Genomic DNA, 21,988 nt, shown 5'->3' with positions numbered 1-21,988 from the left:
TGCGGTGAAAACCGCTTCGCCGTCTGGACGTGATCCGGTCGCACCTGTAGCACCCGCGTTAGTTAGTTCTGTATCGTTCTCGCGACGAGGTCTTGCATATGTCGCTCAGGAAAGACCAATCGCTCGACGAACTCGCGAGGATCGGCAATGTCGCCCAATTCGTGAGTTACTCGCCGGGCGGAAAAGCACCCAATCAGCAGTTCTGCCGTATCGCCGGCTATGAGCCGAACCACCGCTTCGAGACGCTGCGTGACGGCCTTTGCAGCCTTGTGGAACACAGCCCCGAAGGCACGATCAACCTCCGAAGCTTCACGCCGGAGAGTCCGCGCAGCAGGGATTTCCACTATGGTTTGGCAAACGTCGATGAAGCGGAATCCTTGCTGAGGAAGATGTCCGCTGAGGGCTTGTTCGTCATTGCGAACGAGACGGTCGACGTTTCCGATGGCGGCGTTTCGGGCGTCATTCAAGGTGGCGTAGCTGAGTTCGCTCCCGACGACACTCCTCGTTGCGTTGAGAAAGAGGGCACGGCTTCAATGCCGTCCAATCTCGCGAGGTCGATCATCCGCATGGTGTTCGGGTTCGAGCCGGAAACGGTCGCGGCGGATCGGGGACGTCTGGAGTTCAGCATCCATCCGAAGCCCCGTGGCTGGCGCCGTTCGCATACTTTGATGTGGGAATACGAGGGCACGGAATCCGCGCCGGCGCAGCCCGCCATGAAATGGCCGAACCGGTTCAGCCAGCACATCGGCGACAAGACGTTCGGTCTCCTCGTCGCGCACGCGATCGGCCTGCCCGTGCCTCGCACGACCTGCTTCTCGAGACGAGTCGCGCCGTTCACGTTCGGTCAGGATACCGCATCCCGCGAAGTATGGACGCGTACTTGCCCGAAAGAGCAGGAGCCTGGCCGATATACGACCGTCAAAGGATGGGCCGACCCGTTCAAGCTACTGTCGATCGAAGATCCGCAGGGCACGCAGATTCCTGCGATCCTTTGCCAAGCCGCCGTTCCGGCAACCCATTCGGGCGCAGCCATCACGGACGCTACCGGTCAATTGATCATAGAGGGTACGGCGGGAGAAGGCGATCACTTCATGCTCGGCCGGAAAGTCCCGGAGAAGATTCCAGCGTCGGTGACCGCCGATGTCAGGGCGCTTTACGATCTCGCGAAGGCGTCTCTTGGTCCGGTCCGCTTCGAATGGGTTCACGACGGCTCAAGAGCTTGGATCGTGCAGTTGCACAAGGGCGCCACCGACAGCGCCGCATCGACGATCGTGCCGGGCGACGCGCGACGCTGGGAAACGTTCCAGGTATCGCGCGGGCTCGAAGCGTTGCGCGGCTTCCTGGATGGACTGCCGGGCGACGTCGGCGTCAGCATCGAGGGCGAAATCGGCTTGACGAGCCACTTTGCCGACCTCTTGAGGAAGGCACGGCGGCCCGCCCGTATCAAGAGCGCGGCGGCCGCAGGCCACTAGCTAGGGCCCGTCGTCGCCAGCGGTTCCCTTCTTCCGCCAAAGCTCGGTCAGCTCGCCTTTGTAGACCGAATGCACCGCTATCGCGTGGTCGGTGATGTCTTGGACACCGTCGAGCACCGTCAGCTCGACGACTGCGTTGCTGGCCCGTCGTTTCTTGCGCCATTGGTCGAATGGGTAATCGGCAATCGAAAGAAACGTGTCGATGCCTCTCGGAGCCGGCCGGTAAATCGTGGCTCCGCTGTTGATCGGGCTGAGCCTGATGCGATCCCGGTTGGCCTCGACCAGGCTCTTGGTGTCGAGCGTCAACACGGTCTGTGGCCGGTTGCGATAAGCCCTTGCGCCAAGCAAACCTCTTAGCCGATCGCGCGAGAGCCAGAAGAAGACGCGCGCATTGAGCGTCTCGAACCATTGCTCCGGCGTCGTGCCGTCGGTCAGGCACTTCTCGAGCGCCGAAGCGGTCATCGGCTTCTGATCTCGTACGACCGCATGAGGCAATTCATCGGCTGCGATGAGAACAGATTCCGGACGGCGGGCGGACTCGAGATCGTGCCTGGCCTTGCCCTTATACTTGTAGAGATCGAGCAGCGACGTCGTCGACAGAAGCCCATGCTTCCGGATCGAATCCCAACTACCGTCTTCGGCCATGTGCCATAGCCGCGGGTATTGCCGGAGCAGATCCTCTTCCTTCAACGCCAGTTCCTCCGGTCGATGACGCCAAATCGGTCGAACCGGGTCGATATCAGCGACACCGGTGCGTTGGCGACGCGCTCGACCTCGGCGATGAAAGTCTTGGTTTCGTCGGTAAGCTGGTCGAAACGCCGCGCCAGTCGGTTCTCGACGTTGATGTAGTCGGAGAACGAAAGGGCTATATCGGTCGCGCCGTTCAGGACGGCCGAGCGTCTGAGCTGCTCCCAGTCGAATTCGGCTACGCGCCTGGGATTGCCCGACACAGATCCGATTTCCTTTTCCTTCAGCTCCGCGGCCGGGATTCCGGAACGCTCGGCGATCTTGTCGAAGTCGATGACGATGCCCATCGGGCCCGAGGCGCCGCCGACGCGGATTGGGTATCTTCTGACCACCATAACGATCCTTCGCACCCGAGTGGGCGCAACTCCGGCATCGGCCAGACAACCGGATGCGGTCGTCTCTCGTGCCGTCACATGCGGGTAGTTGCCGTGGTGCAGGCTCAGTCCCGTTCCCTGCGTGCCCTCGATCATGATCCGCGTGCCGTTAGCATAAGCGTTCTCCAGCTCGCGCTGCACGGGCCTCACATAAGGAAGAAGGTCGGGGCGGTTCTTCGCAAGCCGCACGCTCGGTCCGAGCATCGGCTTGTCGCTGCGATTGAGGATCTTGCGGGCGAGCGCGGCACCGGCGCCCTGCTTGGTCGAACCGATCGATCCCAAGCCACCCTCCTGACCCTCGAATTCCCTGTCCCAGTCGTCGATCACCATGGCCTGCTCGTCGATCACGAGCCGATCCGGCGTCAACTCGCAGTCTTTAATCTCCTTCAAAATCCTCTCGGGGAGAATCGTAGAACCCGCGGCGATCAGGATCTTCGCCGTTTTGTTGGACTGCGTGCCGGAGGGGAGCTGCCGGTAGTTGTAAGGCGGGAAAGCCACTTGATGGCCGGCATTCGGACCTCCGACGCGCACCAGGACGCCGTACCCCTTGGCTATGTGTGCGCAAACGTGCCCCTTGCCCTCGCTGCCATACTGGCCGCTGATGATCACGTCCACCAGCGGTTCGGCAACCGCGGGAAAGAGGCCTATGCCGACGACCGCGCGCGCGAGCAACGAAGGCGGCTCGCACCTCCAGTTCTCGACCACGCGATCGGCGACACGATCAAGAAGCCAGACTCCGCTTTCGGTGCTGTCGGCCCTGACTTGATCGTATTCCATGCCGGTGTCGGCGACCGAGCCGCGGTCATTGTATCGCTTCTTGATCTCGACGTATGGCGCGGTCACATGGATGTGCACGAACTTCTCGCCGAACGTATCCCGCAAGTGCCCGATCTGATCGACGGTCCTGACGGAATCGATCAGGACGATCTCCTTCTCGCCGTGCACACGGAGATGGTCAACGACGCCGTCACGAACCCATGTGCCGCCAGTCTGCATATCCAGGCGTTTGCCGGCTTCGATGAGTTCGGAGCGTTCGTTCTTGGTCCCCGCCTCGACGAGCAGGATACGTGTCGAGATCCTGTATGCGCCGAAACGCCTCTCAAATTCCCCCGCGAGCGCGGATTTGCCGACAGCAACAGGGCCGGATAACGCGATGACGTACTTCACAAGACCTCCCTTCCTCGTCCTGATGACAAGGCCGAATCCCACTCGCATATCCAGCTGATTAATCGGCGGGCAACAGATGACAACCTAGGCGTTCCCCGAGGTCTTCCAAGGTCTCATCAGCTTACCGCGCGGCTTTATTTCGCCGTCGATTCAATTCCTTGTGCCAAGTTCCGCTTCGGACACCATTCCTAGCGCGCCACCTCATGACCGGCCCCCGTTCCACCCCTCGCGCCCTGGTCGGTGCCGGCCGCGGGAAGGGACCTCGTCGAAGTAAACGAGCCCTGAAGCAGTGCGAAGGCGAGGCTGATGCCTACCGGCCTAGGGTTGCGCTTGCGCCGACAGCAGCGGTGTCCGCCTTGGAAACGATGCCAGCGCGCTAGGAAAGTGCCTTGCGCAGCGAGCGAAGCATCGCCTCCGCATCATCGATCTTCTTCAGCAGTTCGGCATTGCCCTTCAGATCCTGCAACGTCGTCCATGGCACCGCCTTGACCGCCTCGACGACCGCGTCGAGCTCGCCTGTGAGACCGTCGTCGGACTTCGTTTTCACAGTCCCGAGCCGCAGTGCAGCCGACTCAAGGTCTCCCGCGTCGGCCAAGAAGTGCGCCTTGGCGATGGGATCCGGCAGGATCGCACGAAGCTTGCGTAGGTCCTTGGAGTTGGTGATCCGCTTCTGGTTGACCTTCCGGACCACCGCCTCGACCACGCTCGGCGTCAGCAGCTTCTTGCTGACGCCCATCAGCTCTCGCGCCCACGTGATCGCCGCGCCGGGGTCACGAAGACTGGTGAATTTTTCCGAGAGCTCGAACACATCGGTAAGCTTATCGAGTTCGCGGACGGTGATGCCGAGGATGTTGGCGGCGCTCGCCCGCCCCATAAGGTCCACGAGACGATAGGCCACCATCTCCTTCTCCTTGGCGTCCCATTCCTTGCGCTGCCTGTGAATGTAGATCCAGACCCGCAGCCGGTCCTCCTCGCTCAGTGTGCGGTCCGTGACCTCGACCGGGATCTGCCGGTATTCGTCCTTTCCTTGCTCGACCAACACCTTCGAGTTCGACCATCTGCGGTCGCCGTCGATGATACGAAACTTGCCTGGCAACTGCGGGTGAGGTTCAACCAACAACGGCTCGAACAACCCTCCGTTGGCTTCGATCTGGCGCTGCAGTTCCTCGTCGATCTTCGGCCCAAGGCGTGGCTGCTTCTCGTTTGGGACGATCTCGTCGATGTTAGCCTTCGTGCGATAGGTCCGAAGAACGGTCCGATCGAGCCTGCGCTCCTGCAGGTTCACGACGACCCGATCGCGGTCTTCGGCCGCGTTATTCATCAACGGTCTCGCCGAAATCGGTCGTTCTGAAATCGGCGGCCATGTCTCCGAAGTCCGCCATGCCGACGATGGCGTCGATCTCGTTGGCCAACTCGGCACGAACGCGCTGCACCGAGCGGATCAACTCGCCCTGCTTCTTCCAGGTCGCGTCATGGGCCTTCTTCTCCTTGACCTGCAGATCGAGGAGATCGTCGGTGTGGGTGTCGATGCGGGCAAGGATCATCGCGCAGCGCTCCGAGGTGATGAAGTCGTAGAGCGCCGCGGTCTTCTTGACGCGCTCGTCGTTGCTCAGGCGCAAGGTGTGGGTTTGAACCAGGTGCCGTCGGATCACCTGCACCAACGCGACGACGCGAGCCGGCCCCGCAAGGACCACGCCATCGAGCACATGGAGCTGGCGCGCGCCCTTCGGGAATTTGCTGGTCGACAGAACGGCGTGCTCGGCCTTCGCGGCCATCTGATCCGAAGCCAGCTTGGTCACGAACTCGGAGCGCCATTGCTTGTGGTTCTTGGAGTCGTAGATGATCTTCCCGCATTCCTTACCGTTGTGCATGACGGTGTGCAGAATGTCGGCGCCGGGCAGACCCTTGTTGATGCGCTCGATCTTGTCGCCCTCGAACTCGGCCTTGAGGGACTCGTAGAGGTCGATCTCGGCGCCCTCGCCCAGTTCTTCGGCGGTCTTCTGATCGTAGGCGCGCTTCAGTTCCTCGAACTTGGTCTGGATCTTGAGGCGCTCCTCGAACGAGGCGGCTTTCTCGGCGTTGACGGCAGCGTCGACGTGCTTCTGCCAGACCTCGCGCTCATCCTGGAGCTGGGCTTGATGCGCTTTCTCCAGCTCCTCCAGCCGACTCGCAGCCGACGCGGCACCGGCCTCGGCATTCGCCTTCGCGGCTTCCAGTGCCTCGATGCGCTCGCGCACGGCGTCGGCCGCTGCGGCCTCGAGCTCCTTGCGGATCTCCGCCTCGCGCGCGACAGCCTTCGACTCCATGTCGGCCAACACGACCGCGTGGTCGTCGCGCTGCTTCGTCAACGCCGCCTCGAGCGTGGCGGCCGCAGTCTCGGCCTTGACCTTGGCCGCGTCCGCACTCTCGATGCGCAGATTCAACGCGGTCTCGACCTCCTTCAGGCGGCGTTCGCCGGCCGCGAGCTTTTCCTGCGCCACCGCCTCGGCGGCCTGCATGGCCTCGGCGCGGATCGTCTGTTCGCGCAGCGCCGCATCCTCCTTCATCCGCTCGATGGTCGCCGCTGCGCCTTCCGTAGCTTCGCGGGCGGCAGCAAGTTCAGCGCTCATGGCGGCCTGAACTTCGCCGCTCTCGCGTTGCACGGCGGCGATGCGCTCGGCGTTCTCGGCGTCGGCGGCGCGACGGGCGGCGTCGCGCGCCTCGATGATCTTCGCTTCCGAAAGCTTGCGCGCCTGATCGAGCGCCTCGGCGATCTTCGTATCGGAGAGCTTGCGTGCATCCTCGAGCGCGGCTTCCTTGTCGCGAGCGTGCTGCTCCTGCAGCCGCGCAGTGATTTCGTCGGCACGTTTCCGTTCGCGCGACTGAATCCGTTCCTTGATCTCGTCGTAACGATCGTGGGGAATCGGCTGATCACAAGTCGGGCAAGCTTCGGCCAGCAACGACAGCTTGGCCGGGGGCTGGAGCCCTTTGGCGTCAAAGAGGGGAGCATGCGACGGCATTGGTGCGGTCCTCGAGAATGGGTCCTAATTTCTCCCATTTAATCCTAGTTTTGTCAACTTCTTTGCTTAAACATCAGGCCGGCGACCACGCCGTGCGTTATTTTCCCTGGAGATTTGGTGCTTTTCCCCACAAGGCGACGTCGACCTCGCGGCGCTCGCCCACCCATCGACGACGTTCCTTCATGACTTAGCCAGCCGCATGCGGTGCCGGAAGTGCGCGAAAGCCGGCGAGCATCCAGCCGCCACCTTGCTGCAGTTGGCACAGCGCCCTCGCCAGGCTGCTCCGGAGACCTGATCTTGTGCAACCTCTATTTAAATACCACCAACCATGCCGCCATCGGTGCGCTATTCGGTGTCATCAACCGCTACGTCGGCAACCTCGCGCCGATGCCCGGAGTCTTCCCTGATTACGCCGCCGATCGTCAGAAGCGGAGCCGATGGCCGCGAACTCGCCACCGCACGCTGGGGCATGCCGTCTTCGTCGAAAGCGCTGACGGACGCGACGAAGAAGCGCGCCGAGAAGCTGCAGGACAAGGGCAAGGAGGTCGATTTAAACCAACTGCTCCGGATGGAGCCGGACGCCGGCACGACCAATATCAGGAACGTAAAGAGCAAACACTCGACGCGATGGCTAGGTCTGGAGCACCGCTGCGTGGTGCCGTTCAACTCGTTCAGCGAATTCAACAAGGCCGAGGGCGGCAACATCTGGTTCGCGCTCAACGAGACCCGCCCGCTCCTCTGCTTCGCGGCATCTGGACCAACTGGACGTCGGTTCGAAAAGTGAAGGAAGGGGAGACAACGAATGACCTCTATGCGTTCCTAACGACCGAGCCAAACGCCGAAGTCGGCACCATCCACCCGAAGACGATGCCAGTGATCCTGACGACGCCCGACGAGGTCGAGGCCTGGATGACAGCGCCAGCGGAACAGGCGCTCAAGCTGCAGCGGCCCCTGCCGGGCGGCGCGCTGCGGATTGTCGCCGGACGGCCGGGCCTAGCACCCGTCGCACGATCTGCGCTGTCGTCCGGACCCGGCCAGTTTCCACTGTGCTCGCTGACGTTGCGTAGCTATATTTGACGTCAAAAAGAGCGAATTCCGGATCGGGGGAAAACTTGGCGGTACAGCAGATTCATACGTTTCTAGTGCACCCCGGAAAGGGGACGGAAAAGACGAAAATCGTAGGCACAACGGTCTCCCTGACGGGCGGCATGTTCGACCTCCTGAGCGGGATCTATGCCAAGGCAGACACCGAGTGCAACGTCGACATCACCTTCAGCCCGACCCCGGACGGCAAGCAGCAGAACGACTGCAGAGATCTCGTCGTGTCGTATATGAGCAAGCCGGATCTTTCGAAGGGTCGAAAAATCGCCGAGCGGCTCGCCGAGTACAGCGACGGCCGGTCGGGACTAGGCTTGCTCTTCCTTATCTCGGGCAGGGAAGGACGCGATCACAAGATCGTCCTCTCCCGCTTCCCGACAGATAGCGCGATCTACGTCGACGAGACGCCGGGCACCCTGTCCGTCCAATTCCTGGAACGCGTCTTCATGAAGAGCAAGACCTCCTACAAGGCGGTTCTCTACCAACACGCTTCGCTGCAGGGCGGCTTTTGGTTCGGACGCGCGATCGACAAGCAACTTAACACGCTCCTGGGGGAACCGTCGAACTACTGGATCAACGATTTTCTTCTCTCGGACTTCACCACCACGCCAGCGATGGGAACGCGGCGCCTCGCGATAGCGCTTCGGGACGCGGCGAAGAAGGCTTCGCTAGATATCAAACAGGAACTCACCGCGGCCGGGACGCTGGCGAGCGGTCTGGCCGGCCAACGGCTGAACATCGACGATTTCGGCAAGCGCCTGGGTCTCTCCGACGCCGCGAAGAACGCGATCAAGAGCGAGCTCAAGTCCTCTGCCGCCGCACAGGAGGTTTTTCAGTTCGACATCGGTACTTACAGAAGCCTCGTCGCTTTCAAGTCGGTCGAGCTAAGCAACGGCGCACTTCTCACCGCCGATACCGAGAAGTTCGACGAGGTCTTCGAACAAGAGCCGGTCGAAGGCTCGAAGGATGAAATCAAGTTCGTGACGCGAGGCCAAGTGATCGATGAAAAACTCAAGACAGCGCGGTAGCGTGCTCGCAACCGAATACGGCGACCGCTACGAAAACGCGCTCAAGCCCGCGGCGCTCGCACTGCGCGAGCATCTCGCCGGCCTTTTAAAGTCGGAGCCGAGGATCGACCGCGTCACGGCGCGCGCGAAGGATCCAGCAAGCTTCCTGAAAAAGGCCGAAGCGCGGGCGAACGGCAAGCAGAAATACTCCGAGCCGCTCGCGCAGATTCAGGACCAAATCGGCGCTCGCATCATCGTGTTCTTCAGATCCGACGTAAAACGGCTGGACGGGATCATCAAGAGCTACTTCAGGACAGTTGAGTTCCGCGATCGGATTCCGGAGTCCGAGTGGGAGTTCGGCTATTTTGGAAGACACTACGTTCTGGTACTGCCAAGCGACGTCAAGGGCGACACCATCAACAAGTCGATGCTGCCCGACTTCTTCGAACTTCAAATCAAGACGCTTTTCCAGCACGCCTGGTCTGAAGCGGAACACGACCTCGGCTACAAACCCGGCTCCATGCCCCTTAGCCCTGACGAAAAACGCAAGCTCGCCTATACGTCCGCGCAGGCATGGGGCGCGGATCACATGTTCGACGAACTCTTCCGCTCTCGCGGCGCGGCGAGAGACTGAGCCTGCCCGCGCCCGTCCGTCATCCAAGGCGCCGCGAAACAGGTGGACAAACCCGAGCTCTACCAATTGCGAAAGTTGCGCGGTAACCTGGACGATGCCAAAACTTGGCTTTCGTCTGGCGTTGAGCCGCCACGCCGAAAGATCGATCAGAAGGCATGATCCGGCACGGAGCCAATCCTGTGCTTGGAGCGCTCCCGCCGGGCTGGTCGCCTGATACGCGGCATGATAATCGGCAACCGCATGCATAATCAGCGACGGATCAACGCGATGTCGGATGCTCTGATGAATATCTCGCCCGTCGACGGTCGGTACGAGCGCTACACCGAGCCGCTCCGCCCGATCATGAGCGAGTTCGGCCTGATCAAATACCGTGTCGAAGTCATGGTGCGCTACGTGCTGGCACTCGGCGAGCACAAGGACATTCCGCTCAACCTCGGCCAGAGCAACGTGACGGTGCTCGAAGGTATTATCCATTCCTTCGCACACGATGATGCCCTCTCGATCAAACAGCTGGAGACCAAGGGCTGGAACGGCATCCTTGCCACCAACCACGATCTGAAGTCGTGCGAGCTGTGGCTGCGGTGGAAATTCGGGCAGCTCGGGCTAGGCGGCATCGTGGAATGGATCCATTTCGGATGCACGTCGGAAGACGTGAATAATATCGCCTACGGGCTGATGCTCCGAGATGCCATCGACGTGCTGATGGAGTCGCTTCAATCGGTGACAGACTGGTTACATGGGTCGGCGGCACAGTGTGCCCAAATGCCCATGCTCTCGCGCACGCATGGCCAACCGGCCACGCCGACCACGCTCGGCAAGGAGTTTGCGATCTTCGACGAGCGCCTGCGTCGGCAAATGCGACAGATGGCCATGCTGAAGATCGCCCTCAAGCTCAATGGCGCCTCCGGCAATTACGCTGCGATGCACGCTGCGCTGCCGGGCGTCGACTGGCCACAGTTCGCGCAGGCCTTCGTCGAGAACGGCACATACTTGCGTAGAGGCGCGCACGTATCGTTCTCGTTCAATCCGCTCACTACCCAGATCGAGCCGCACGATACCTACGCCGAATTGTTCGCGGCGATCATGCGCATCAACACCATTCTCGTGGATGTCACGCAGGACATGTGGCGCTACATCAGCGACGAATGGATCGTCCAAAAGCCGATCGCCGGCGAGATCGGCTCGTCCGCGATGCCGCACAAGGTCAACCCGATCAACTTCGAGAATGCTGAGGGCAATCTCCAGATCGCCAACTGGCTCATGGAGGGCTGCTGCCGTAAGCTTCCGGTTTCCCGCCTGCAACGAGACCTATCGGACTCGACCGTTGTGCGCGTGTTCGGCACGATTTTCGGACACTGCATGGTCGGGTATGAAAATCTTCACGCTGGAATGAAGAAGGTCTCGCCTGATGCCGGACGGATCCGCCAGGCGCTCGTCGAGCATCCGGAAGTGCTGGCCGAGGCATATCAGACAATTCTGCGAAGCAAGGGCTTTCCGGACGCTTACGACGCGCTCAAATCATTGTCGCGCGGCGCAAAGATCACGCTCGCCGACTTGCATGCGTTCGTGGATGGTCTGGACCCGTCATTTATCGACGACGAGACGAAGAGGCGCATGAAGGGAATCATGCCGGATACATACGTAGGTCTCGCCCCGTCTCTGGTGCGCGCAGGTTGAGTTCGGCGGACGAAATGCTCCCAACATGGGCTGACAGGCGCGAACGGTCCATTCCGCTGACAACCCTTGGACGATGACGACTCAGCGTCAGCAGCTCGTCTTCAACGTGCGGACCATCTCGACGACGCTTTGCTGCTCGCGCGAGAAGTCGGTTCTGTGCCGCGCAGCAGTGACAGGACGAAGGACGAACATGCCGACAGCTTCGTGTTGCATCCGTGTTGCATGGAGCAGACGTCGTCCCAGATAACCCCTTGTAATTCCACATACTGCACGGAGCATACGGAATCGGCCCTGAGACGGCCAAATAGGCCTTAGAACGGACCGCGTACGTCGAGGAAATGCCGATATTTACTGGGTTTCCTGCGTCGGAATGACTGGCGATCCCGGGAAGACTCGAACTTCCGACCTACGGTTTAGGAAAACGTGGCACAGACCCAAACCTACCCAACTTCGCCGCACCTTACGTAACCGAAAAAGGCGGCGAAAACCGTTATCTTTTCGGTTTTTTTGTGCTGTATCGTCTCAATGATGGTAATCCTTATTAACTTGGGGTAACAGCCTATTTGTTGCCCCTATGTTGCCCCTAAGGAATTGCCATGGCCAAACCGAAGCCCAAGCGTCAGCCCGCCCAGCGTCTGACCGCTGTAGCGGTGGCGACCATGAAGCCCGGTAAGCGGCGGCGTGAAATCCCCGACGCCGACAGTGGCGGGCTTAAGCTGATCGTCCAACCGAGCGGTACAAAGTCATGGGCGGTGAAATTTCGCAGGCCTAATGGCAAGCTGGTCAAGCTGACGCTGGGACCAGTGGACCAATCCGGCAGGGAAGCCGCTAGCGAACCACAAATCGGCGATCCCCTGACGTTAAAAGCGGCGCGAGTGCTGGCCCTGACCCTCGTGAGGCAGCGGGCGCGCAATGTTGACGTGTTTGCCGAGCATCACTCCACGCGGCGGCGGCAGCGCAGCGCCTTGATGGAGGCCAGCGCATACACCTACCCGCATGCGGTGCGCGCCTTCATTGACGATCATCGCGTGGACAGGACCGGCCAGAAGCCGCGCCGTTGGAGGGAAGTCGCAAAGCTGCTGGGCCTTGCTTACCCGCTGGCCGGTGGCGAGCCGACCCACATCAAGCACGGGCTGTGCGACCGCTGGCGTGAGAAACCTATCGCCAGCATCAACGGCGACGACATCTACAGCGTGATCGAAGAAGCCCGCCGCAGCGGTGTGCCGGGACTGGTACGGCGCAACACCGGCACCAGCGACCCACGCGGCAGGCGCATGGCGGACGCTCTCGGCACCATGTTCAAATGGTTGCAGAAACATCGTCGCATCGCCACCGACCCCTGCTTCGGCATCCATCGACCACCGCCACCGGCTGCGCGTGACCGTGTTTTGAACGCCAAGACCGACGTCCGCGCCGCTGACGAACTGCGCTGGTTCTGGACCGCGTGCGAGGCCGTTGGACCTCCGTTCGGCGCGCTCTGCAAGCTGCTGCTGTTGACGGGTTGCCGCCTCAATGAAATCGCCCGCATGACACGGGATGAACTAAGCGACGACCTTGCTACGCTGCGGTTGCCTGGCACGCGCACCAAGAACGGTTTACCGCACAACGTGCCACTGCCCCTGCTAGCGCGGGAAATTATTGCCAACATGCCGCAGCTTGCAGGTTGCAACTATATGTTCAGCACCAATGGCAAAACCCCGGTATCGGGATTTTCCAAGTACAAGGCGCGGTTTGATGCTGTGATGTTGGCTGCCGCCAAGGCGGAGCAGGGCAGGACTACAACGCTCACGCCGTGGCGGCTGCATGATCTGCGTAGGTCGTGCTCCACCGGTATGGCAAGCATCGGCATACCACCTCACATCATCGAAGCGGCATTGAACCACGTCAGCGGTGCCAAGAGCGGTGTGGCCGGAACCTATAACCGCGAACAGTATGAACCGGAAAAACGCGCGGCGCTGGAGCGCTGGGCAGATCACGTCGCGGGCATCGTCAATGGGTATGCTCGAGCGGGCAACTTTGTGCCGTTGCGGGAGCCGGCGTAATGGATGACTTTATGGATGGTTTTTTGAAAGAGAAGTTGCAGGCCATGCATGGGGCAACGGTCCGGCGAGCCATGGCGCTGATCAAGCCAGCCGCGGCGCGCCGCGAAGAGTGTCTTTCTCATCTAGAAACCGCAATCGTCGACCTTGAATACATCAACGCGCAGGAGCGCAAGCCACTGTTCAAGGATACGAAGCGGGCCGTCAAACGGCTGGCGGATGCACTGGTCCGTGTTGAGCACGCGCTAAAAAATAAAGACCTTCCCTGGGAGGTCCACAAGTTCTTTCCGCATGCCGAAATTAGTGAGTGGCGGATAAAAATGAAAGAGGCAGCGGCGGCCAAAGCTCCAGTGAAACTCTCTCGGAAGGCAGCCGCGGTCAATGCCATGGTAAAACCGTCTCGGAAGGCAGCCGCAGCTAAGCACCGAGCCGTGAGAGCGGCACTCTCTTTGATGTATTATTCCAGCGCCCCCGACACCGCCAAGGGCCGCTGCTTCTGCGAGTTGGCGGCGCTGCTGTACGGCGAGCGAAACGCCAACCTTGTCAAGCAATGCAAGGCTGCACGGTTGGGCCAAACCCCGAAATGGGGTTGGAAATAATCCTTGTTTTCGGGCGAGCCTAAAAAGGGGTTCGGAATAATACCCGTTTTGGGCTTTGCTATGGTTTAGGTGGTTAGTCCTTGTTGCAAACAACGAAGGACAAACACCGTGCCCCAGCCAAATCACAACCAGCCACCTGCATCGATGCAGGCTACCGTTTCCGAAACTGTGCCGCATCGCGTGCGTCGCGGCGCGGGCTATACACTAGGCCCACGTCGGCAATTCGCCGTCCCCTCCAGTGCGGTGTGGATCACCGCGAAGCAAGTCTGTGAGCGTTACGGTGGCCGCAGCCTCATGTGGTTGTGGAGGAAATTACGCGACGACGCCAACTTTCCGCGTGCCACCTATTTCGGCCGCATACAGTTTTTTAGCGTCGCTGAACTGGAGGGCTACGAGCGGCGCTGCGCCGCCAGTCCGCCGCCGCCAAAGCACAGACGCACCCCGAGCCGAGAACGGGCGGAGGCGTGAAGCATGACCCAACAAGAGAAGGCCTCCTCATGCGAAATCGTGAAGAGGCCGGTAAAGCAGGCAGCTGAACAGCCCGACTTTACCCAACCAATCCACCAGAGCCAAGGATCGTTGTTCGGCCCCATCACGAACGGTGCCGCGCGGCGCGAGCTTTCTGAATGGCGCGTTGCGCACGAAGAGGCCAAAAGATGGGCAGAGTTAAATTTGAGCAGAAACTTAAAAGCCTGGCGGCAGGCGAAAAAGGTTCTGCGCAGCGGCGGCTTCCTGCTGCACGTCGATCCCCGTACCAGTGCCGAGCGGCTCATCTCCATTGAGGAAGCTTTTGGAGGCGTAACTTTTCTTTCCGTGTGGATAAGGAGCGGAATGGAGATCACCTTGACCCGCAACCAAGGCGCACACGGCACACCCATATCGGTGCCGCCGCCGGGTAGAGGCTGGCGATTTCATCACCTCGATCTCATTGCACACTCAACGGAGTGGCACCGGGCGCATGGGAAAGGTGACCGCTGATGACGTTAGGCAGCAACGCTGAGCATGAACTGGTGAATAACGCCCCGCCAAGTGCCGCCTACATAAGGCGCGAGAATTCCCCTCGCCTTCCAGAAGACCACCATGCGGCTCCGCCGGCACAGCCTCATGCTGGTGCGCGGAGTCAAGGAAATTTCTATCAAACCGTGCCTGCGCTGGCCCAATACATCAACCGGCACGGCGCTAAGGAGAAGAATTTCCGGCGGTGGTTGGTGCAGGAAAGCTTCGGCCACTACTACCGCGAAAAGTGCGTCATCAAATTGGAGCCGGACGGCACCATAAAGGTAAGCGACAATGCCTACGCGCCGACGGAAGCAGAGCAAGCCGCGATCAGAGTGGCGTTTCAGGCGGGCATTGAGCTCCCCAAAAGCATGGAAGTGCGGCCAGCCGCCATACAGGACTTGCTGCCCATGCTGCGCGACGAACACCAGCGCGCTGCGGTGAACGCGGATGACGATCCGTTGTTCTTCGAATTCTACAATCAGCGCACCGGTATGCTGCGTATGGTGCAGCAGCGCATCGACACGCCGACCGGCAAACGCTACCTGCCGTGGTCATATTGGTCAGATGGCGAATGGCGCTGCATGGAGCCGGATGGTAGCTTGCCGTTCTGGAAGCCCAAGCGCAGCACGGGCAAGACGAAGTACATGGTGCACGAAGGGGCAAAGGCGGCCAAGTTCGTCACCGAAATGTGCGCCGACGCCAGCAGCACCCATCCGTGGATTGAAGAACTGCGCCAATATGAGCATTGGGGCATGATTGGTGGAGCGCTTTCGCCGCACCGTGCCGATTATGACGAGCTATGGGAGCGCAATCCGGAGTTAATGGTTTACGTCTGTGACAACGACGCGGCCGGCAAGGAGGCTTTAGTCACAGTCAGCAAGAACTACAGGCGCACCATGTGGGGCGTGCAGTTCGACCAGACTTTTCCCTCGCATTGGGACATGGCCGACCCGATGCCGCGCACCTTCTACAGCGACACTGGCCGATATGTTGGTCCGACCATCGATGATCTAGTCCACCATGCCACATACGCCACCGACATCATTCCTGCCCCAGCAGGCAGCAGGGCGCGGCCGACTTACGCGATTACGCCTCATTTCCTGAAGGAATGGGTTCAGGTGCGCGAGCCGGACGTGTACGTGAATGTGAACAAGCCCGACAAGCTGTTAAGCGAAAAGGCCTTCAATGGCTGGGTGAGGCCGTTCAGCGACACGGACGACACCGCGCGCATTCTGAAGCGCGTACAGTCCAATAGAGGCGCAGGTCTACGCTATGCCCCGGCAAGTCCAAGCGGGCTGATGAGCGATGAACGCGACAATGCATATGTGAACACGTATGTGGGCCCGCGCTTGGTGGCTGAGGCTGGCGACGTTACGCCTTGGCTGGATTACCTTGACACGACGTTCCCGATCGAGGCTGACCGCACGGCGGTGATCCGCTGGTGCGCTACGCTCGTATGCCATCCTGAGATCAAGATGAAATACGGCCTGCTATTGATCAGCGAAACGCAGGGCGTGGGGAAGAGCACGCTCGGCAGCGACATTTTGAAGCCGATGATTGGGAAGTGGAACTGCAGCGAGCCGAGCGAAGCGACCGTAACCGACGGAAATTTTAACGGTTGGTGCGCGCACAAGCGCCTCGCCATCGTCCACGAAATTTATGCAGGCCACAATGCCAAGGCCTATGACAAGTTGAAAAGCGTCATAACGGAGAATACGCTGCGTATCAACGAGAAATACATGGCGGCCTATGACATCGAGAACTGGCTGCACGTTCTAGCGTGCTCCAACAGCAAACGCGCGCTCAAGCTCAGCATGGATGACCGTCGCTGGTTGGTGCCTGCGGTAAGCGAGCATAGGCGCAGCGCGGCTGAATGGAAGCGGCTGCACGACTGGCTCGACCACGAAGGCGGACACGCCAAAATCAAGTTTTGGATGAAGGAGTGGCTGTCCGCGAATGGCGGTCCGGTGACGGTTGCCGACACGCCACCACATACGCAGGCGAAGAGGGAAGTGATTGAGGAGGGTTATTCGCAGGGCCAACAGTTGGCTGTGGAAGTTCTTCGCGATCTGACCGAGCGCGCTCCAAACACGAAGCTGATCGTAATGGACGCGGCCGTACAGAAGAGGATCATCGACCAACTTTACCGGGGCAACCGCCCCGACAGGATAGAAAGCCTCGCCACCATACGCAAGGTGGCTAAGGGCGAGGGGTGGCATGTCATCAAGCAGCGAGTGCAAACGGCAGCTTGGCGCGTGCCGTCTGTGGGTGTGACCACGGCGCTTACCAACGACGGGACACTGACCAGTACACCAATAGCGGAGCTAATGAAGATGGTTGAACGCGGAGAGGCGGTTTTTGTGGACGTAGCGCAGGTGTTCTGACCGTAGCGAGCCAGAAACCGAAACCATTGTTAGCCCCGATTTCCTATTTTTGTGGAAGCAGAAAGATAAGAGAGAAACAGTTTGTTAGAAGTAGCGAAACTACTCCCTTTTTTGGTTTTGGTTTTTGCTGTTGGTCTCGGGCCGGCTTATGCGCCGCGCCCGTCCAGCACACACTAGCCTGCCCCCCGGAACCCACCAACGAAAGCCTTATCGGCTTATCTCCAACTGGGGTGGAGTTAGTCAGCATTGCGCTAGTCCGCACTTAGATGATCAGGTAAAGCAGCACGGGGCGCGGAAATTTTAGGGACCGTGTGTTTTCATCGAGTGTCATTGCGGCGCAAGGCGGCCCGTAATATGAATATATTCCGCGCGCTGCAGATTAGGGTTTACAGGCTAGAATGCCCGCTGAGCCATCAGAATTGGTTGGGACCTCCACGCTCGAGGATGCTGGCCTCGAGCGCCCTGGCAGCCCCCGCAGTCGGCATGGCGCCACACTCGCCGCATGTGCCGCCTATCTTGATCTGACCCGCCAGAGGGTGGCTGCGTTGGCGAACGACGGCAACCTACCCCGTAAAGACGACGGCACGTTCGACCTTGATGAGTGTCGCGTTGCATACATTCGCTTTCTGCGTCAGGCAGCCAGTCGGAGAGTGGCCAATGGCGATAGCGGTGCTCAGCTACGCGAGGCCCGCGCTCGTGAGATCGAGCTACGGGTGGCGAAGGAGATCGGAGAACTTATACCACTCGAAGACGTAACGATGGTTATGCAGGAAATAGTCTCCACTTTTTGTGCTGAGCTCAATGGGCTTCCGACTGCGTGCACGCGCGATCTAGATCTCCGGAATATGATTGAAAATCAAGTCAGCAGTGCAATCGACCGGTGTCGAACTCGTCTTGAGGAGGCCGCGCGACTCCGTTTTATGTGCTAACAGTAGATACGGGGATCACAATATACTCAGGGTCAATGCACGCGGCCCATGCAAGTCGACCGGATTACCCTCCGGTTGTTGGTTGCTGTCGTGTTATTGCAGGCGCCATCTTTGTGCGCGGCTTAGCCCAGGCAAATTAGCAGCCGATAGCGGCCCTATTGCTTTGAATGCCGGTCATTTTGGCCTCTTGCTCCTTGTGCCGCGGGAGTTCCGAGGCGCCTATGGCTTCTCCGGAATAGACCGTTCAAGAACCTGTACTTGCGGCGTCCGACGGTAAATCACAAACTTTCGTCCTGGCAGCTCGTCCAAGTCTCCGATAGCGCATGTCAGATCCCGCGGCGTATCTGCGGTTTTTCCGGCCACCGCGACAAGAAAGTCGCCTTTCTGCACACCCGCCCGACGCCCTGACTGAGAGACTTCAGCTATTTCGAAGGCGTTGTAGGACTGACGCGGGGCGATTCCCGAGTCGGGTATGGTCGAAGCACCAAACGTCAACCGTATCTTTCCGTTCCCCAATGAGATGCCTAGTAGGTTTTCTAAACCTCGAAAGTCTCTACGAGGATATTGATCTTTCTCATATTCATCAAAGCCTACAGAGACGAGCGCCTGATCGTTATTGCTGGGACAAAATATGAAAAGACGATCTCCTTCTACTGAGCACTGACTCATCGTGTCCCTTTCAGCCTTCTGACATCCCGGCAGGACAAACCCATTTTCCTTCCCTGCCGTCTCAATGTCGGGTCTTACTAGCTGATCCAGCATAATCTTGCTTCCTCCCCGAGACCCCACTTGTGCTTGATAATCTGGCTTGTCTTTGAACGTGCCGGACCTCTGCCCAAGAAATACAGAAGCATACTGCTCGTCGTGATTTCCTCCCCCGGCGCCGCTCGAAGTCCAAATTTGGAGTCGGTCTAGTATGCCATCCCGATTCACATCGAAAACGACAGGCCCGTGATAGAACAAATCTCCAGAGTCAGGTTCACTTTGCTGCCTACGTTGCATTTCCTGAATGAAGCGCTGCCCGCTGGCACGAGCGTCTTCATAAAGAAGCGCAATTGACTGGCTTTCGAACTCTAATTGTATTGAGCTATTGCGAAGGACGCGGAGCACATCATTGAATGGGATTGCTTCAGCAGACCCCGACCCCAGCTTTCTCTTTATCAGCCCAGCGACGAGACCATTCTGATCATTGTAAAGAGGGGCACCTGATGAACCCTGCTCAACGTCTATCTGATCGAAAACATAACTACCGTTTGGGCTACGACTATTATAGACGCTTGGTCTGGTCGGAACATACCAAGCTTGGTTTCGACCAATGTAATAGTATTGATCATTTCGCGTTAAGGGCAGCGAAGAACTCCAGTTTTTGGCAGTTTCTTTGAATGAGTCGTCCGCGAAGTTCCAAATTTCAAAGCATGCTACATCGATCTTCGCATCAAAAAAGGGAGAGACGGACGTTACCTCCATCGGCCTGCGTCCCAGGCTTTCATGGAGATTCACAACGATCCTCCTTGGCACGAGATCATGTCTATCTCCGCGAAGAATATGATCGGCTGTTGCAACAAAAATTCGATTCTGCTTTGCGAAAAGTAGAAGGCCAAAGCCCACATCGACTGACCCGTTAGTTCGTTCTGCCGTTATCCGCACGACGTTGGGCGAGAATTCATCAATCGTCGGAATGGCTCGATTCCATATCCGCGCTTCGCTCCCTTCGAGGGTCAGAACAAGCAATAGAGACAGCGAGCCGGCCGCCCTTATTCCCGCCGCTAAGCCTTCTTTGAGGGCACGAACAGTTCCTTTAAACCCCATAAAAACCCCCATAACGTAGCAAGACAGGAAGTTACAAAGGTTACAGTTGGCTGCTTGAACGCCAATTCGAGGTACGTTGGCCGCAAATCAACGAGATGATCCCTGGGACCGGATTTGATTTCTTCGGCAATCGCGTCAACGCTGATTGTAATGTAACAAGGAAGAATGGTCAGGCGCGACATCTTCGCTGAGCGAAATTTGATCCTTAGAAGGTCGGCTGGCGATAGCGTCACCGATCGGTCCAGGTCTAGCAGTTTAATGGCGCCTCCGAGAACGGAGCTTATGAAGATTGATTGAGTAGGGTTCTCTTCTGCTCCGAAACTAACACTTTCCAAAGCCAATCCGCGGATGTTCGGGAAATAGAAATTTGGCTGATTTTCTGCTAAGCAAGTGTTGTATTTATCGGTTTGCTGAAAAGTAAGAACAAGCGGAACTGTGGGATTGTCGAGCGTTATGGAAAATCGCTCTACCCCTTCCGGTGTGAGAGACAGCTGTTTTCGCGTTTGTGCTCGACCTTGAAGATAGACGTTGGGGCCTGTCTGGATTGCGCCTATTTGGACCTGATCATTTTTAGCTTTCAGGTTGACGCTAAAGCCCGCATTTGGATGAACCTCAAGGGAGGTCCAAGTCCCCGGACTAATTGGCAAGGCAGAAACCTTTAATGATTGTTGATCTGCCTCGATCGAAAACGGTTGACCTGAGCTTGGAGCATCCTGGATGTCTAACGACCGAATGTTTTCAATCTTCCTGATCGCGTAAGTAGAATTGATGTCTATCAAGCGAGGCTCGGCATCCTTAGAGGCCTTGAACGCCAACTTCGCTACAACGATATCGACCTTAACCGCCGTAGATCCGGAACGAACTAGAACCAGAAGCCCGACCGAGATTGAAATAGCTGCCAAACAGAGAGCCGCATAATGGATCTTAGACAACTTCCATTGCCGGGCCTTACGATCTCTGAGACGCGCACGCGCCCTTTCAAAAGCCCGCTGCATTGACAGGCCACTCCTGGGAAATCCAGCCGTCTGCCGTCGTTTTTACGGCAATCTCCAACGGGCACGGCGTTTTAGGCAACACGCGTATCTCAAACGAGATAGGAGAGTTCGGCGCAAAGTCTGCGCCCCGCACTTTATTCCACTTCTGCTCAGCTGCGTCTAATGGGCAGCTCCGTTTCCAACGCCACAAGATATCGGTTGCAAAAGTGGATATCGTGACTGAGGCAGACAGCGTGCCGCTCGGGACAATATTCGATGGCTGACCACCATCCGCAGCACGAACGTGCACTGGAACTACATATCGCTGCGAGTAACCGACGAAGCCTAGCTGCGGTAAGTCTAGCGCCGCGGGCTCAATCACGTCTGCAGTTGGAACGATAACCGGCTTATCGATCGGCGCATCCAATCGATAGAAGGTATCGGGGACAAGAGATAGCACTACGACATGCAACCCCGGTTCGGTGGCAACAGAAGGGGACGCAGCGATCTGCAGAAATCTCGCTGAACGCTGGCTTAAGGGCGCGTCCGTCAAACTCATTAGAGCGACGCGACTGGCTCCAACTGCAGGTTCAAACAATCCCTCACACCTAACTCCCCCTTGGCGAACCTGATACCCAAGTGGTCCTGGAATTGGTGAAACCCCAGCGCACTTCCAATCAGACGCAAGAGACGGTCCTTCGCAGGGAAGTACAAAAACAATTAGAGGCAGCACTAGCGCCAACCGCACGATCCGCATCCCAATCCGCCCGCCTGAAGTAGATATAGTGCGTTGATAAAGGCTCATCGTACAACTTTTGGATTAATCGTTGCAATTACAAAAAATCGGATGAGCATGTGCGTTGACGCCGGCTTAGCGCGCTCGGGTGTCAGGCGTACAGCGCGGGATTGCACAACATCTTGAACTTCCAAGGGGGGGGGGTCGAGTATCGCCCTGCGGGAGCAAGGTCAGCTGATTGGGCGTCGGGCCCAGTCTCCAAATTCGATAGTCCGGAGTATGGATTCCTCGTCAATAGCGGGTAAGCTATACGTAAGCACACACTTCAGGTTGATAGCGACTTG

At 58.7% G+C, this 21,988-nt stretch carries 15 protein-coding genes, 1 tRNA gene and 1 pseudogene; 9 read left to right on the top strand and 8 right to left on the bottom strand.

Annotated features, from left to right (window positions below; all coding sequences use genetic code 11):
* Positions 1 to 98 precede the first annotated feature (98 nt).
* Positions 99 to 1,472: a hypothetical protein gene (locus XH96_RS03280; protein WP_194391031.1), complete on the top strand. Its 1,374-nt coding sequence runs from the start codon at positions 99 to 101 to the stop codon at positions 1,470 to 1,472.
* Here the strand turns inward: XH96_RS03280 and XH96_RS03275 are convergent, their stop codons facing one another.
* From XH96_RS03275 to XH96_RS03260, 4 genes are all read right to left on the bottom strand, one after another.
* Complete coding sequence (locus XH96_RS03275) at positions 1,473 to 2,162, bottom strand: hypothetical protein (protein WP_246789922.1); 690 nt, start codon at positions 2,160 to 2,162, stop codon at positions 1,473 to 1,475. It lies immediately after the preceding gene.
* Positions 2,159 to 3,760 carry an adenylosuccinate synthetase gene (locus XH96_RS03270; RefSeq protein WP_246789921.1) on the bottom strand — a complete coding sequence of 534 codons (1,602 nt, stop codon included), beginning with the start codon at positions 3,758 to 3,760 and terminating at the stop codon, positions 2,159 to 2,161. Before XH96_RS03270 ends, XH96_RS03275 begins: the two co-directional genes overlap by 4 nt.
* Positions 3,761 to 4,136: 376 nt before the next feature.
* Complete coding sequence (locus XH96_RS03265) at positions 4,137 to 5,081, bottom strand: ParB N-terminal domain-containing protein (RefSeq protein WP_194391029.1); 945 nt, start codon at positions 5,079 to 5,081, stop codon at positions 4,137 to 4,139.
* Positions 5,074 to 6,759, bottom strand: coding sequence for a DUF2130 domain-containing protein (locus tag XH96_RS03260; RefSeq protein WP_194391028.1), 1,686 nt, complete (start codon positions 6,757 to 6,759; stop codon positions 5,074 to 5,076). Before XH96_RS03260 ends, XH96_RS03265 begins: the two co-directional genes overlap by 8 nt.
* 297 nt (positions 6,760 to 7,056) lie before the next feature.
* On the opposite strand from XH96_RS03260, the pseudogene XH96_RS03255 reads away from it, so the two are divergent.
* The 4 genes and pseudogenes from XH96_RS03255 to purB all read left to right on the top strand — a co-directional run bounded on the left by XH96_RS03255 (position 7,057) and on the right by purB (position 11,175).
* Positions 7,057 to 7,836 (top strand): annotated as a pseudogene (locus XH96_RS03255) (SOS response-associated peptidase).
* A 131-nt stretch (positions 7,837 to 7,967) separates the two neighbouring features.
* Complete coding sequence (locus XH96_RS03250) at positions 7,968 to 8,885, top strand: hypothetical protein (RefSeq protein ID WP_194391027.1); 918 nt, start codon at positions 7,968 to 7,970, stop codon at positions 8,883 to 8,885.
* Positions 8,860 to 9,498 (top strand): GTP pyrophosphokinase family protein, encoded by a 639-nt coding sequence (locus XH96_RS03245; RefSeq protein WP_194391026.1) that lies wholly within the window; start codon positions 8,860 to 8,862, stop codon positions 9,496 to 9,498. The genes XH96_RS03250 and XH96_RS03245 overlap by 26 nt, the downstream gene beginning before the upstream one ends.
* 222 nt (positions 9,499 to 9,720) lie before the next feature.
* Entirely contained in the window at positions 9,721 to 11,175 is a 1,455-nt protein-coding gene (purB, locus tag XH96_RS03240; protein WP_194391025.1) for an adenylosuccinate lyase, read from the top strand.
* Between the two features lie 375 nt (positions 11,176 to 11,550).
* Here the strand turns inward: purB and XH96_RS03235 are convergent.
* Positions 11,551 to 11,621, bottom strand: a tRNA-Arg gene (locus tag XH96_RS03235).
* Positions 11,622 to 11,771: 150 nt separating this feature from the next.
* On the opposite strand from XH96_RS03235, the gene XH96_RS03230 reads away from it, so the two are divergent.
* The 4 genes from XH96_RS03230 (at position 11,772) to XH96_RS03215 (ending at position 17,196) form a co-directional block, all read left to right on the top strand.
* Positions 11,772 to 13,217 carry a site-specific integrase gene (locus XH96_RS03230; protein ID WP_194391024.1) on the top strand — a complete coding sequence of 482 codons (1,446 nt, stop codon included), beginning with the start codon at positions 11,772 to 11,774 and terminating at the stop codon, positions 13,215 to 13,217.
* On the top strand, positions 13,217 to 13,813 hold the full coding sequence (locus tag XH96_RS03225; protein ID WP_194391023.1) for a hypothetical protein: 597 nt from the start codon (positions 13,217 to 13,219) through the stop codon (positions 13,811 to 13,813). Before XH96_RS03230 ends, XH96_RS03225 begins: the two co-directional genes overlap by 1 nt.
* Positions 13,814 to 14,284: 471 nt before the next feature.
* Positions 14,285 to 14,791, top strand: coding sequence for a hypothetical protein (locus XH96_RS03220; protein WP_194391022.1), 507 nt, complete (start codon positions 14,285 to 14,287; stop codon positions 14,789 to 14,791).
* The gene (locus XH96_RS03215; protein ID WP_194391021.1) at positions 14,791 to 17,196 is read left to right on the top strand and encodes a primase-helicase family protein; all 2,406 of its coding nucleotides are present in this window, start codon (positions 14,791 to 14,793) and stop codon (positions 17,194 to 17,196) included. Before XH96_RS03220 ends, XH96_RS03215 begins: the two co-directional genes overlap by 1 nt.
* Before the next feature lie 1,148 nt (positions 17,197 to 18,344).
* Here the strand turns inward: XH96_RS03215 and XH96_RS03210 are convergent.
* The 3 genes from XH96_RS03210 to XH96_RS03200 are packed head-to-tail and all read right to left on the bottom strand — an operon-like array spanning position 18,345 to position 21,467.
* Entirely contained in the window at positions 18,345 to 19,934 is a 1,590-nt protein-coding gene (locus tag XH96_RS03210) for a trypsin-like peptidase domain-containing protein (protein ID WP_194391020.1), read from the bottom strand.
* Positions 19,892 to 20,929: a hypothetical protein gene (locus XH96_RS03205; RefSeq protein ID WP_194391019.1), complete on the bottom strand. Its 1,038-nt coding sequence runs from the start codon at positions 20,927 to 20,929 to the stop codon at positions 19,892 to 19,894. The genes XH96_RS03210 and XH96_RS03205 overlap by 43 nt, the downstream gene beginning before the upstream one ends.
* Positions 20,913 to 21,467 (bottom strand): hypothetical protein, encoded by a 555-nt coding sequence (locus XH96_RS03200; protein WP_210337845.1) that lies wholly within the window; start codon positions 21,465 to 21,467, stop codon positions 20,913 to 20,915. Before XH96_RS03200 ends, XH96_RS03205 begins: the two co-directional genes overlap by 17 nt.
* Positions 21,468 to 21,988: the final 521 nt, after the last annotated feature.

Source organism: Bradyrhizobium sp. CCBAU 51765 (assembly GCF_015291725.1).
Lineage (GTDB): Bacteria > Pseudomonadota > Alphaproteobacteria > Rhizobiales > Xanthobacteraceae > Bradyrhizobium > Bradyrhizobium liaoningense.
Note: the sequence above shows the minus strand (reverse complement) of the source record. Positions and strands in the feature narration are given on the sequence as shown.